This is a genomic window from Cyclobacterium lianum (assembly GCF_900143075.1).
In the GTDB taxonomy this organism is placed as follows: Bacteria; Bacteroidota; Bacteroidia; order Cytophagales; family Cyclobacteriaceae; genus Cyclobacterium; species Cyclobacterium lianum.
In genome coordinates this window covers 96431-111568 of sequence record NZ_FRCY01000001.1, presented here as the reverse complement: position 1 = coordinate 111568, position 15138 = coordinate 96431, and the positions used below count along the sequence as shown (strand labels likewise).

Sequence of the window (15138 nt, the reverse complement as noted above, 5' to 3'; positions counted from 1 at the left end):
AAACAGGCCGCTGTTTTTTAAATTTTTTCCGATCGTCTAAATTTCTTTGTGTTTGCGCATGAAAATTTCTAGCTTTTGAACAATTTATGTCTAGCACGATTGAAGGTCAATTTAAGACGCCAAATAAACCCAGATACGATGAAATACCAGATAGTAGCCCTTTTAGTCTGCTCACTTTTGATTCTCCAAAAGGCCATAGCTCAGGAGCTGGCACCGCACGAGCGTGTTTTGATAAGCAACAATGCAGAAGCCACCGGGATTAGCACCAATGAAAACGGGGAATTGGTGGTGAATGTTAACCCGGAAGACATGCGCACCTTTATGACGCAGTCCTTTGTTCGCTACAGTGATCTGGGTGCAAAGGGTGATGGGAAGACCGACGACATAAATGCGATCGCTGCCACCCATGCTGTCGCAAACCAACAGGGCCTTCAGGTAAGGGCAGATGAGGGCCATACCTATTATATCAGCGGAAAAATGCGGACGGCTGTTATCCAGACGGATACGGATTTTGGTACGGCGGAATTTATCATCGACGATACCCATGTGGAAGACCGTACCAAACATGTTTTTCTGGTAAGTTCCACGCTGAGACCCTTTGACCTGCAGGGGGTAAGCTCACTGAAACGAAATCAGGATAAAATCGAAGCCGAACTTCCCGGTCCCTGCCTGGTGACGGTGACGGATGCCAATGTGCGGCGTTATATCCGCTACGGCCCCAATCAGAATGACGGATCGCCACAGACGGACATTTTTATAGTAGACAAGGATGGAAACGTAGATGGGGATGCGCCGATCATCTGGGATTTTGAACAAATCACCGAGATCACCGCGTTACCCATGGACCAGGAGCAGCTCCGCATCAGTGGGGGCAAATTCACCACCGTTGCCAATCAGGACGAATCCAGGTATACCTATTACAGCCGCGGCATTGCCATCCGGCGATCCAATGTGCTGGTAGACGGCCTGGAGCACCGTGTCACCGGCGAAGGAGAGCAGGGGGCCCCCTACGGCGGGTTCCTGAATTTCCGGGATTGCGCCTATGTTACGGTTAAAAATACCGTGTTGGCCGGTCACAAAACCTACCGCACCATCGGATCAGCCGGGGTGCCCGTGTCTATGGGTACTTATGATATCTCCCTGAGCCGCTCGCTGAATGTTTCCTTCGAGCACTGCAGCCAGACAAACGACATCAACGACCGCACCTATTGGGGTATCATGGGTTCTAATTTTTGCAAAAACCTGATACTCGATCATTGCACCTTTTCCCGATTTGACGCCCATATGGGGGTAGCCAATGCTACCGTGAAAAACTCCACCCTTGGGCATATGGGTATCAACGCCATTGGCACCGGTACCTTTCTGGTAGAAAATTCTACCCTAAACGGCCGTACCCTGATCAATTTGCGCTCCGATTACGGCAGCACTTGGGAGGGGGAGTTTATCATCCGGGATTGTATATTTATACCTGCCGGCGGTGCCAGTACCAGTGCCAGCCTGATAGGCGGCTCCAATTCCGGGCAGCATGATTTTGGCTACACCACCTATATGCCAGAGCGGATTGTCATAGAAAACCTGCATATCAAAGATTCCAACCATCCCGAAGATTACCAGGGCCCGGCCATTTTTGGCAATTTTAATCCCAAAATGACGGATGACTCCTATGTGGAACAGTACCCGCATCTGCGGCCCGAAGTAGTGGTCCTGAAAAATGTGACCACAGAAAGCGGCAGGGACCTGCGGCTCAGTGACAACCCTTATCCGTTTAGGAATGTAGAGATACGCAAGGAATAGGCAGGATTTTCAAACTTAGATTGTGTACGGCAATTGAATTACAAATTCTGATTTGCAATGGTTCAGATTTGCAATTGTCAAACGAAGCCGATCTGAGGAAAATGTAACTCCTCTGAACAAATGGGAGATAATCAGGCATGGATGTTTGCCGGAACAGCAATAATATTTGGTTTTATAATTGCCGAACTCCTCCTCAATTCATTCCATCCTTAGCAGAAATTTGACCTATCTAATCAATAATTTCTTTAATAATAGCTGCTAACTTACGGTCATTTGGAGCTGTAAAAAGCTCCGTGTGGATACCCTCTATATCGATGATTCGCATGGACTCTGAGCGGCCTTTCCATCCCAGATATTGCTGGTCAAAGAAGTACTTTGTCTGGATTTTGGCCCGGATCAGGGTGATTTCACCTTCATAAAATCCAGGGTTGTACGCCTGGCAAGCAGCTACAAGCATGTCCTTAATTTTGCTGATCCGTTGGATGACGGGACTTTCAGCATTCTTGGTTTTAACACCTAAACTGATAAGGGTATTGTGTAATTTTCTGTTCAGAGATTTCACTTTAATCGCCTTTAAGATGCCTGGATGCTTAACTAATAACTTCAGTTCATGAGATCTTTTATGATATTCAAGATGAAGTTTCGTAAAAAGCTTATCCTTGGGGAGATAATCACTATCTGAAAATGTTGCAAATGTGTCAAACAAAATGAGGTGTTTGACAGAAATAGCCGATGCTCTTAATTGTTTAGCCATTTCGTAAGCAATGATTCCACCCAGGGAATAGCCGCCAAGGACGATTTCGCCGGAGGAATGGTTTTTCGTTATCTCATCCAAATAGGACGAAGCAATTTTTTCTATAGATTCATATTCGATGTTACTACCGTCCAATCCTTTTGATTGCAAACCATATATTGGTTGTTCGAGATCGAAGTATCCTGCCAGCTGTTGGAACGGCATAACATTTAATCCTGCTCCATGAACAAGGAACATCGGCGCTTTTTTCCCTTTGGGTTGAATAGATACCAGCGAGTCCCATTCGGTGTTTAATGTGGATTTTTTTTCCAGGAAGGCAGCTAATTGCATTATCGTAGGGTACTTGAAAAGGATGGAAAGCGGCAAGCGGGTACCCAGGTCTTTTTCGATTAGGGTCATCACCTTTACTGCAACCAATGAATGTCCTCCTAAATCGAAAAAATTATCATTGATGTCAATGTTTGACAGCCCCAAGGTCCTCTTCCATATTTCAGCAAGCTTCTTTTCTTCAGGAGTTTCGGGCAGATAAATGGCTTCCTGATCTAAGGCCTCCGGACCAGGGAGCTTAAGCCGGTCCACTTTTCCGCTGGCTGTATGAGGAAAGCGGTCTACTATAACGAAATCAAAAGGCAGCATATATCCGGGCAGGTTGGTCGACAAATCTTTTTTCCAGGATTTGACCCTTTCTCGTTTAAATAGCTTATCGTTTTCAGGCGAGGTACCTGTATCAGCGTTTAGCAGCAGGTAGGCTACCAGGCCTTTGTCCCCACGAGAAGTCGTTCTATACAATACTACACTATCCTTTACCCCAGCCAGCATCTTGATGGCTTGCTCAATTTCTTCAAGCTCAATCCGGTGTCCTCTGAGTTTGATTTGGTTGTCTATGCGACCCAGGATCTGTATTTCGCCGTTGGGTAATAATTTCGCCCTGTCGCCGGTTTTATACATATACCCCTCGGCATCATTCTGAAATGGGTCAATAGAAAATTTTTGTCCGGTCAATTCCGGTTGATTCAGGTATCCTTTTGCTACACCTTTGCCAGCAATATAAATTTCTCCAACTGAGCCTTGGGGAACATGTTGTTGTTTCTCATCAAGAATGTAGATTCTTGTGTTCAACACTTCTCTTCCGATCGTAACAAGTGGCTGATTCTTCTCAATTTTTTTTATGGTAGAAAAGACAGTGGTTTCGGTAGGCCCGTAAATGTTCCAAAGACTGTCGCACAATCGCAGTAATTTGCCGGCCAATTCCTGGCTCAATGCCTCTCCTCCACTTATAATTTGCAGGTCATCCACAGGAGATGTCCAACCGCTTTCAAGCAGCATTTTCCAGTGAGTGGGTGTGGCAAACATAATGTTTGCCTTATGCTGCTTAAGATAGTCTAAGATAACCCCTGGGTCCTTTCTTTCAATCTGATCGAGAACGACCACCTGGGCCCCGTGGACAAAGGGAAGAATTAATTCCAGTAGCGCAATATCAAAGGAAGCAGAGCTAACCGCGAGAAATTTATTAGCTGAAGTAATGCCTGGCCTATGGCTTACCGTTTTCAAGAAATTGTACAGATTTCCATGACTAAGGATAACTCCCTTTGGTTTCCCGGTTGAACCGGAAGTATAGATAATATACGCCGGGTCTTTTGGGTCGTTATCAGAGGAAGGATTTTCTTTGGAAAAATGCGACCTATGCTGCCAGAATTCCTCCCAAAGTACTTCCTCCGAAGAGGTATTGAAGCGTCCAGCGTGTTTTTTGTGGGTAATATGAACTTTAGCTGCATCTTTAAGCATGTATCCGATCCTTTCCGGGGGAAAGTCCGTGTCTACCGGAAGGTAAGCAGCGCCCGCTTTTAAAACCGCAATAATCGCGGTGATCATTTCGATAGATCGATCCATCACAACTCCCACAATATCGTTTCTTTCTACCCCTTTTTGGGTAAGTAGGTCAGCCAATTGGTTAGAAGTCTCGTTAAGTTGCTGATAAGAAAATGACTTGTTCCTGGCTTTGATGGCTTCTTTGTCACCGAAGTTCAAAACCGCCTTTTCTATTAATTCCTGGACTGGTATAAATTCCTCATCAAACCCACTGGAAATTAATTCAGAATGGCTGCTTATATCCCTTGCTTTTTTGTTTGATAATTGATCAAACGTGACAGATGGATTGTCGCATATTATTTCCAATAAATGAAGATAATTTCCGATGATGCTATCAATTTCGCTGGAAGTAAATGCGGAGGTTTTGAATTCCATCAGTCCTCTTAATCCGGATTGGATTTCCGAAACAAAAAATGTTAAATCGAATTTGGCATTTGAAGAGGTACTTCCAAATTCTTTTACTTTTAGATCACCTATTTTCCATTCCCTGTCGTCATAGTTGTCTTGAAGTAAAAACATCGCCTGAAAGAGGGGATTGGTTCCTACTGTTCTTTCAGGTTTTACCGCTGCAACGATTTTTTCAAAAGGAACATCCTGATTGTCGAAAGCCTCCAGACAATTGTTTTTCACCTCACTTAAAAACTCAGAAAAAGTAGATCCGGGATTCAATTGAGAACGGATAGGTAAAGTATTGATAAAGTAGCCAATTAATTTGTCGGTATACTGATACTGTCTGTCTGCCACTACCGTCCCAATACACAGGTCCGTATTTTTAGTCAACTGATACAGCAATGTTTTGAAGGTGCTCATCATTAGCATGTATAAAGTTGTGCCTGTATTGCTTGCCAAGGTCACAAGTTTTTCGCTTGTTTCTTTCGGTATTATAAAGGAGTGGGTTTTGCCGCCAACGTCTTTTAATGTTGCGGTACTTACTGATTTGGTTAGGTTTAGGGCTTGTACTCCCCTGAGCTTCGTTTTCCAATAGTCAATTTTATTCTCAAACGCATTGCCCTGAAAGTGCTTTCTCTGCCAAAGGGCATAATCACCATATTGGATGGGAAGAGGTTCGGTGTCAATTTTATCCTGATTTTTTTGCTGTTGATAGAATGATTCAATTTCTTTCATTAATATCCCTACGGACCATCCGTCAAAAGCTATGTGATGGAATGTCATAACTAGGATATGTATCCCTTGACTTTGGCGAATCAACCGGGCGCGGAACATCAGGTCAGTTTCCAGATCAAAGGGGCGATTGATTGTTTCCTGAATATCATCACGTAACTGCTGCATCTTCCAGCTTTCAGTGGAAATATCTTTCACATCCAACTGCCAGTTTCCAAGATCCCGAACAACCTGTTGCACCTTGTCGCCATTATACTGATAGACGGATCTAAGGACTTGGTGTCTATTAAAGATGGTCATTAGTGTGGTTTCCAAAGCACTGACATCGAGTGCTCCGGTAAGTTCCAATACCAATGGAATATGGTAATGACGCGATCCCTCCAACTGGTCTACCAGCCACAAGCTTTCCTGGCTAAACGAAACCGGAAATTCCTTCATGCCGGAAGAGCGTTGAATTGATTTCGTAGAGAAATTATCAGTGCTATCGCCTTTTATTAACGAGGCGAGCTGATGAATGGTAGGATGCTGAAATATCTCGGCAAATTTTATTTCATAATTAAAATGTTCTCTGATGGCATTTATTAAGCGTAAAGCAAGAAGAGAATGTCCGCCTATTTTGAAGAAATCATCTTCAACCGAAATGTCGTCCCTTTTCAATAAACCGGTCCAGATAAGTTTCAACTTGTTTTCAACAGCATCATCCACCTGGGAGCTGATACGCCGGACTGGTAAGGCTGTTTCCATTTCCGAAAGTTTCTTACGGTCTATTTTTCCGTTTGCAGTAAAGGGCAGACGGGCTTCAAATTTCCACTGAGATGGAACCATGTAGGCGGGCAAATTATTGGATAGGTGGACTATAAGTTTATGAACTTTTTGCTCGTCTGACAGAAAATTAAAATCGCTATTGGTGAGAATGTGGCCAACTAACTTTTGACTTTCAGAAGCTTCACCGGATAGTGTAACTACTGCCCTGGATACAAAATCCAATCCGTTTGTGAGGGTCTCAATTTCTTCAAGCTCTATTCGGTACCCCCGCAGTTTTACCTGATTGTCTAGCCTTCCCATAAACTCCAGGTTTCCGTCATGAAGTAATCTTGCTTTATCACCAGTCTTGTACATCATGCCTTTGCCCTCGCTTATAAAGGGATCGGAAATAAAACTGGACTTGGTTAAATCAGGCCGGTTTAAATAGCCTTTAGCCAGGCTCTCCCCGGCAATGCATAACTCTCCCGGAATACCAACAGGGCATAATTTTCCATTGGAATCCGTGATATATACCCTGAGATGGGGAATTGGCTTTCCTATTGTAATAAAGTCCTTTTTTGTTTTCAATTGCGTTACGGTGGCCCATACTGTAGCTTCCGTAGGACCGTATTCGTTAAATAACTTTGCGCTTTCGTTTTTTTCAAAGTGTAAGGCCAGAAGGGAGACATCCATTTTTTCGCCGGCCACAATTACTCGTTTGATCTGCTGGGAAGGAATTATGTTTTCTGTAAGTAAGAAATGATAAAATGAGGGGACACATAAAATGGATTCGGTGAGGATCAGCAATTCCTTTAACGCTTTGGGATCTTTAAGCTGACTGGGTTTTGCAAGAATTAGTTTACTACCGCTTGTCAAGGCTCCAAATATAACCGCAACGGAAGAATCAAATGAAAAAGACGGAATTAGTAAGGTAGAAGCACTTTCCGGATAATAACTGTTCCGCGAATTGGTGGATAACAACAAGCCTCTGTGCGTAATCATTACTCCCTTAGGCTTTCCGGTGGTACCGGAGGTGTAAATAAGGTACACGATATCGTCCGGATCGTGAAGGATCTCTGGTTTTTCAGGACTCTCCCGGTTTATCTCTTCTAGTTTATCCGTAAGTGTTAAAATGGAAAGTTTTTCAAAATGTGCTTGAAAAAAGGCTTCATTTTCCTGATCCGTAATAATCCAGCTGGCACTGATATCTTCAATAATAAATTGAATTCTTTCCTTCGGAAATGTCGGGTCAATCGGGATATATGCCGCACCCGACTTTATGATTCCTAATATCCCTATTATCATGTGAGGCGAATTGTCCAGACAAATTGGTACGAAGCTGCCTCTGCCAATACCTTGAATGAATAAATAATTGGCCACTTTATTGGACAAATTGTCCAATTCAGCGTATGATAGTCCCGTCTCATTAAAACAGACGGCTTCCCGGTCAGGGTGGCGTTTTACCATCTGATCAATCAGATTCAAGACCGTTTGTTTAGAGACATCAATTGAAGGAGCAAATTCCCCACGCCCTTTTAATATAAAGTTTCGCTCCGCAATGCTTAAAAGATTGATGTTATCTATGGTTTCCGTAGGCTGCAGCACTACTGACCTGAGCAGTTCCACCAGGTGCACTGCCATTGTTTCAATAGTAGAATGACTAAATAATTCCGTTTGGTATTCAAAACCTGCATGTAACTGGCCCTGCCTTTCTTCTATTTCCAATGTCAACTCAAAACTGGAAGTTTTGCCGGGGATTTCCACCATACGGGTCTTAAGTCCGGTAAATTTCAAATCTGCCGATTCGTTATTTTGCATCACAAATAGCACCTGAAATACCGGATGCCTACTGACACTCCGAAAATCTTCTGACAATTTTACTATTTCACTAAACGGAACATGGGCATGGTCAAACGCTTCCAAGGTGTTGGCTTTCACCGCCTGTAGTAAAACGTCAAATCCGGAAGTACCGTCCACCAGGGTTCTGACAGGTAGGGTATTTACGAAATACCCAATGAGTTGATCCAATCCTTCGATATCCCTGCCGGCGACCGGAATACCGACGCAGATATCTTCCTGGCTGCTATGCCTTTTAAGCAATGCATTAAAACCGGCGAGTAAGACCATAAAAAGCGTTGCGCCATGTTTTTTCCCCAAGGCTTTTAATTTGTCAGTAATTTCTTTATCGATAATGAATTTGTGACTTCCTCCTGTCAGTGGATCGTCCAGAATTCTGGGGAAATCGGTTCTGAGCTGACTCGGTACGACTCCACCAAGTTTCGCTCTCCAATATTTGAGAGACTGATCGAGTAACTTACCATGGAATTGGTCCCTCTGATAAATTGAAAAGTCGGAATACCCTAGTTCAGAGACCTCGGTTGAAATTGGAACACCTAGATTAAAATGGTCATAAAGCAGTGACAGCTCTTTTTTAAAAAGCAAAGTAGACCATCCGTCCCAGGCAATATGATGGGCGACGATACCAAAAAGGTATTTTTGGGGCTGAATATGAAACAATCCGGCCCTAACCATGTAATCACCAGCCAAATCGAATGGCCGTTCTACCATCGATTCAAAGGGCCAATCGTTAAGAATCTCTTCCTCAGTTTGTTCGGAACTAATTTCCTGCAAAGTCCAGGAGCCCGGGTCAATCAATTGTTGTTCGAGCCCTTCTTCACAGGTTTTGAACACCGTGTGTAACGGAGCGTGTCGTATGACGATTTCCTTTAAAGCAGCCCTTAGAGAAGAAACATTCAATTCCCCATCTATGGTGAATAATATAGGTAAATGAAACTGACGGCTACCACCAGTGCTGTGCAGGAAATATAATGCTTCCTGATTATGGGACAAGGGGATAAATTCCGCCTGCTGTTTGGTGAGTCTGTATCTGGAGTTATCCTCCGATTCGTCGATCAGTTGGCTTAAACCGGCAATCGTGGGAAAATCAAAAAAATCCCTGACCTTTAGCCGTTTAGCGTATGTATGCTTAATCGCCGCTATCGAACGGATAGCCTGTAATGAGTCACCTCCAAGGTCAAAAAAATTATCCCTGACGCCGATATTTTTCAAGCCCAGAATCTTTTGCCAAATGCTATGAAGTTGTTTTTCTGTCTCATTGGTTGGGGGTTGGCGAATATTAGTGGAGGAGACTCTCCAATCCGGATCTGGCAAGGCCTTTCTATCAATTTTCCCATTGCTATTCAGCGGCATTTTTCGAAGCTCTACCCAATATTGAGGAATCATATACGGCGGTAATTTTCCTTTGAGCTGAATCTTTTGTTGCTCCCTGTCAAATTCATCTTTAGGAACAAAATAAGCAACCAGGAACGTTTTTTGTTGATGATTTTTTTTGGCCATAACGGCGATTTGCTTAATTTTTCCGGACTGATAGATACATTTCTCAATTTCCCCGGGCTCAATCCGGTTTCCGTTTATTTTAACCTGATCGTCGATGCGCCCCAGGTAGAAAATTGTACCGTCCTCAGTAGATTTGGCCAGATCACCGGTGCGGTATAAGAAGCCTCCTTTTCTCCCGGAATAAAAATCAGGTATAAAACTATTGGCCGTAGCTTTGGGTAGATTGAGGTATCCCCTGGCGACACCCTCTCCTCCGATGAATATTTCTCCAATTTCTCCGGGCTTCACCCTTTCAAAATCCTGGTTTAGAATGAGTACAAAAGAATTTGAAAAGGCTCTTCCGATGGGTATCTGCTCATAGTGCCTAGTCAGATCTACCTGATGAATCGTCTTTGAAATTGAAGCCTCCGTGGGTCCATAATGGTTAAACACATCCCCTGCGAAATGGCTTTTTCTCAACAATGAATGAATGGATACTGGAAAAATTTCCCCGGCAAACAATAACTTTTTAGAGGGTAATGGAATCAAGCCACTTTCTGTGTGACTTAGCCACAGGGAGGGTACGATTTTCAAGCAGTCAATTTTTTCCTCGGTAAGGTAATTGCTTAACTTCTCACTGTCCAAAAGCGTATCATCCGACAGCAGATGCACAGCGGCACCCTGAATAATACCGATATGCGTACTGGAATGACTCACGTCGAATGCCATTGGCGATGTTATCAGGTAGGACCTGCATTCTTGCAGGCGCGCTGCTGCAATTAGCCCGTAACAGTGATCCATTAAACCCCTATGGTGGACCATGACGCCCTTTGGAAACCCGGTAGAACCGGAAGTGTATATGGTATACACCAGATTTTCAGGCCCGGATTTGCGTAATGGGTTGCTCTTTGAAAGCGAATCCAGGGGAAGGGAAGAAAAATCCCAAACTTCCACTTTTCCTGAAAGGGATAATTTTTTGGGCAATCCCTTACTTACAAATAACAGGCCGGCAGCCGTGTCATTTACAATATATTGAATCCGTTCCTGTGGATGCTTTGGATCAATGGGAACATAAGCAGCCCCGGATTTTAAAATCCCGAAAAGAGCCACAAACATGTCGATTGACTTTTCCATACAAAAGGGTACCAGGGTCTCTGTGGAAGTGCCTTTCTTAATCAAAAAATTCGCAAGCTGATTAGCCCTCTCATTTAGTTCCTGAAAGTTGATATGTTTGTCCTCATATACCGCCGCAATATCTTCCGGGCAGATTTTAGCTTTTTCCTCAAGTATGTCGACAATGGTTTTATCTTCAGGAAAACTAACCGTCGAAACAGGCAGATCAGATGTTTTTAGGGCAATGGTAGATTCTCTCTGGAAGGTATCTCTCTCCAAAGGTTTTTCCTGTTGATTGTTGAAAGGTAGTTTCATTCTGTTTTGCGTTGATACCAAAAATCATTGTTTTAACCTATTGGTTGAAGCAATAGGGTATTTTTACTGTACCATAGATCCATTCACCGTCCCCTGTACAGGCCTGATTGCCTAACCTTAACAACAGAACGGTTAATATTTCACCTGCACAATGATAAAATGACTAAAACCTGGTGCTGAAACACGTTTTGAATTATCGGATTGTTGAGGTTTCCTTTCTTTAGCCATCCCGGATGTATATACGATATATATGTAGTGCTTGGATTTTTTCAGGCGTGTTTTACTGGATTTGCAACAAAAAACTAGAACTAAGCGTCGTCCATAAGCCCGGATATTACTGCTGTTAGCGAACTACACCAGGTCTTTGTCAATGCAGTAGTCTGGAGGAGCTCAATCTATAAGCTTAAATTTTATAGTACTGTTTTTATTTCTTTTTAACACCCGTTTATCAGCTCGTTACACTCTCCCATGAGTCTGTTAGAGTAGTGCAGAAATGTAGTTGTGTGAGACATTTGCCCGAAAGATCAAGAGTAGTAAACGGAAAGAGGACCCAGGTTCCCTCCCTCATCGCAAATGCCGAATAATACAGCTCCTCGGAATTTTCCATTACATGGCAAAAATCACGGAAGATATCTGATCCCCTGACGGCAGGAATTCGGTATTTCTTCTCCGGTATCTTTGTTTTAGGTGGTTAGCGACTGCATTCTTCCTAAGTCATTTCTTCTTTGAAAAAAACGCTTCCCGGCATACGAAACTTAATGATCATTGAAGAAAGAATAGTCAGTGCCCCAATAAGAAAAATGGCATGATCTATACCGAAAAAATCGGCGGTAATCCCTGAAATAACCGCGCCGAAGGCGTAACCCAGATCCCGCCACAGGCGAAACGTTCCAATGCTCTCGGCACGTTGCCCTGGACTGGTAGTCTGGGCAATGGTAGAGAGAAAGGTGGGATATACCAGGGCTGTCCCCAATCCCAAAATGACAGAAAGGGAAACCAAGAGGTAAAAACCAACGCTAAAGGGAATCAACAAGATGGCCAGGCCCTGCGCCAGCATGCCCCAAAAGAGCATCGCTTTTTTGGAATAATTGTCGGACATTTTACCGGTAAAAAGTTGGCCTATTCCCCATACGGTAGGGTAAATAGCCGTAATGATGCCGATGTTTTCGTGGTTGTAATCCAGTGAGACAAGCAGGATCGGCAGCAATCCCCAGATCATGCCATCGTTCAGGTTGTTGATCAAACCTGCCTGGGTCACAGAACTTAAGGTTTTGTTTCTAAATGTGCTTTCCATAAACACATTCTTTAGCTCTTCGGTAGTATCGGTAGCATTTTCTTTGTGGACAAATGCCCGGGTGTCCTTTACCCAGAGGGCTGTCAGCACAAATCCTATCACGGAGATAAAAATTCCAATGTAAAATGGGTAAGGCGCTATGCCGTATTTATTGGCCACATAACCTGTCAGAAAAGCCACCAGGCCTACCGCTAAATACCCGGCAAATTCATTTAAACCCATGGCCAGTCCCCGGTTTTTCTCTCCGACCAGGTCTATTTTCATGACTACGGTACTGCTCCAGGTCAAACCCTGGCTTATCCCCAGGAGCACATTGGCAAAGATCACCCAATTCCAGCTGCCTGCATAGATCAAAATAAAGGGTATGGGGATGGCCAGTAGCCAACCAAATAGCAGCAGGTTTTTTCTCCCAAACCGATTGGCCAATCGTCCTGTATAATAGTTGGCAATGGCTTTGGTGATACCAAAAACCGTGATAAAGGAAAGTATGGCCGTTTTGGAAGCAATACCAAATTCCTCCTCTGCAAATTGCGGAATGATCGTTCGTTCCATTCCGATCATCCCACCTACAAAGCCATTGATAATTACCAGAATGGTAAATTGTTTCCAGTTTTCCCTTAGCCCCAGCTTGACAGAATTGGTATTCATACAAATCTTTTTATCCCGCAAAGGTCCAATGACTGCAGTAGAAAAAAATTAACAAATGATAAAAAATCAATCCTGTAAGCTGGATCGGATCCGACTCAGAGATACCTGGGTAATACCCAGATAGGAGGCGATGTATTTGAGAGGCACTTTTTGAATCAAATTTGGGCTGTCCACTAGCTCAAGATACCTTTCTCTGGCAGATTTAAACTGAAAGTTCTCAATTCTCTTGAGCGTGTTCACATACTCCCGTTCAAAAATTAGCCGGAAAAGCCTTTCCAAATCGTGATATTCATCGTATAGCTGGAAGAGCTTTACTGAATCAATGACCACCATCACCGTGTCATCAATAGCCTGAATTCCCTTGGCTGTTGGTTTTCCGGTAAACAGGCTTTCCGCCCGGACAATCACCTCATTTTCAAACGCAAAATGCTCCGTGATATCGTTTCCCTCTTTGTAATAAAAGATGCGAGCTGCCCCGCTTTTTACCATGTACACAGTGCGGCAGCGACTGCCAATTTCCTGTATGATCTCGTTTTTGGAGTAGGTTCTTTCCCGGATAATTTCCTGCAATGCCGCCCTGGCCTCATTGCCCACCCTGTAAATACTATCGAAAAAACGCTGCATAGCCTTTTGATTTGCCCGTAAAATAGTGCTTATCCTTACCCTATCCAATCAATCAGCGGTATTCTGTCAGCAGAGATAAAAAAACCAAATCCTGTCTATGAAGCACAAGAATTTACGCTGCCGGTACAGGTTCTTCCAGGTCCTCCAACACGGATCCCTCATCCACCACCTGAATGCCCCGGATAAGTGGAATGCACAAAAGACTAATCACAATTGCCGCATATCCAATCATGTCAAAATTGTACAATCGGCCATCCGATCCCTCCACCAATACCAATCCTCCTACAAAGGAGGCCAGGCCTGCACTTAATTGTTGCACAGCTGAATTGAAGCTCAGAAAACTGCCCCTGTTTTCAGGTTTTGCGGTACCGGTTATCAAGGCTGCTGCGGGTACCATGCGGCCATTAGAAGTGACGAAAAAGAGGGTAGACACGAGCAGCGCATAGATGATGGGCGTTTCTCCCAGATGTGTAATAATGGCTATCGGGACCACATTTAGGCTCATGAAAATGGTGAAAATCCGGATCTTTCCGTATTTATCTGTCATCCTTCCCACCCAGGGGGAGGTAAAGACGGTAAATAAACCTCCTGACATATAAATAAAGGTGAGCTGCAGCTCTGTAAAGCCAACATTAGACACCATAAAAGGGCTGAGAAAGGGAATGATCATAAACTGACCCAACATCATCATTACGGTAAGCGAAATGGCCCTCATTTGGTTGGAATTGCCGGTTACTCGCCGAATGACCTGCAGTGGACTGGATTTCACCTGGTCTGAGCGCAGGTGGCTGGTGATCGAAGGCACATATTTATAGATCAACACCATGATGATCACCGCCATAATCGCAAGGAAGAAAAAAGGTGCATGCCAATTGGAAATACTTGCAATATACAGCCCGAAAGGTACCCCTAGAACAGAGGCTACGGAAAAAGCAGCCATCACCAGACCCATGGCACGGCCGCGGCGTTTGTCAGGTATGGCATCACCCACAATGGCAAATATCAAGGCCGAGGTCATCCCACCAAACAGACCTGATAAAATACGTGCGCTAAGCAGAAACACGTAGTTGCCTGCCAGGGCACAGGCGATAGTACCCAGCAAAAAACCCATAAATACCCACATAAGGATGGTCCTCCGGTCATATTTATCCAAAATAAACGCTCCCAGAAAGCTGCTTAGCCCTGCACTGAAGGTATAGGAGGATACCAGAAGGCCAAACTCCTGCGGACTTACATCAAAAATCCGCATGAGTTGCGGTCCTAGCGGCATAAGGATCATAAAATCCACGATGTGGGTAAAATTGACTGCCGCCAATGTCCAGAGTAAAAGTTTTTCTTTGTTCATGCTGCCAAAAGGTATCCATAAAGAACCTCAAGGCGCTGCTGAAAGTTCGAAGAACTATAGATTATTCTGTCGAACATGGTTTACAATAATCAATTATTAATTAAATATGGTTTTTTGTGCCTATTACCATAATATATTTCTAACTTCCTTTCCAGTACCTTTTTGATCCAGATTGAGCGT

The 15138-nt window shown here is 43.8% G+C and carries 5 protein-coding genes; 1 reads left to right on the top strand and 4 read right to left on the bottom strand.

Translation table 11 applies throughout. The features are described from left to right. The first annotated feature begins 138 nt into the window (after nt 1-138). Complete coding sequence (locus BUB19_RS00420; RefSeq protein ID WP_073090009.1) at nt 139-1794, top strand: hypothetical protein; 1656 nt, start codon at nt 139-141, stop codon at nt 1792-1794. 229 nt (nt 1795-2023) lie between these two features. Here the strand turns inward: BUB19_RS00420 and BUB19_RS00415 are convergent, their stop codons facing one another. From BUB19_RS00415 to BUB19_RS00400, 4 genes are all read right to left on the bottom strand, one after another. After that, nucleotides 2024-11047 carry a non-ribosomal peptide synthetase gene (locus BUB19_RS00415; protein WP_073090005.1) on the bottom strand — a complete coding sequence of 3008 codons (9024 nt, stop codon included), beginning with the start codon at nt 11045-11047 and terminating at the stop codon, nt 2024-2026. Between the two features lie 709 nt (nt 11048-11756). Further along, the gene (locus BUB19_RS00410) at nt 11757-12989 is read right to left on the bottom strand and encodes an MFS transporter (RefSeq protein WP_073090002.1); all 1233 of its coding nucleotides are present in this window, start codon (nt 12987-12989) and stop codon (nt 11757-11759) included. 66 nt (nt 12990-13055) lie between these two features. Further along, nucleotides 13056-13613 carry a Crp/Fnr family transcriptional regulator gene (locus BUB19_RS00405; RefSeq protein WP_073089999.1) on the bottom strand — a complete coding sequence of 186 codons (558 nt, stop codon included), beginning with the start codon at nt 13611-13613 and terminating at the stop codon, nt 13056-13058. A 112-nt stretch (nt 13614-13725) separates the two neighbouring features. Then, nucleotides 13726-14958 carry an MFS transporter gene (locus tag BUB19_RS00400; RefSeq protein WP_073089997.1) on the bottom strand — a complete coding sequence of 411 codons (1233 nt, stop codon included), beginning with the start codon at nt 14956-14958 and terminating at the stop codon, nt 13726-13728. Between the last annotated feature and the right edge of the window lie 180 nt (nt 14959-15138).

Coding starts and splice junctions, on each gene's coding strand:
- BUB19_RS00420 (WP_073090009.1), top strand. CDS start 139: ATGAAATACCAGATAGTAGCCCTTTTAGTCTGCTCACTTTTGATTCTC.
- BUB19_RS00415 (WP_073090005.1), bottom strand. CDS start 11,047: ATGAAACTACCTTTCAACAATCAACAGGAAAAACCTTTGGAGAGAGAT.
- BUB19_RS00410 (WP_073090002.1), bottom strand. CDS start 12,989: ATGAATACCAATTCTGTCAAGCTGGGGCTAAGGGAAAACTGGAAACAA.
- BUB19_RS00405 (WP_073089999.1), bottom strand. CDS start 13,613: ATGCAGCGTTTTTTCGATAGTATTTACAGGGTGGGCAATGAGGCCAGG.
- BUB19_RS00400 (WP_073089997.1), bottom strand. CDS start 14,958: ATGAACAAAGAAAAACTTTTACTCTGGACATTGGCGGCAGTCAATTTT.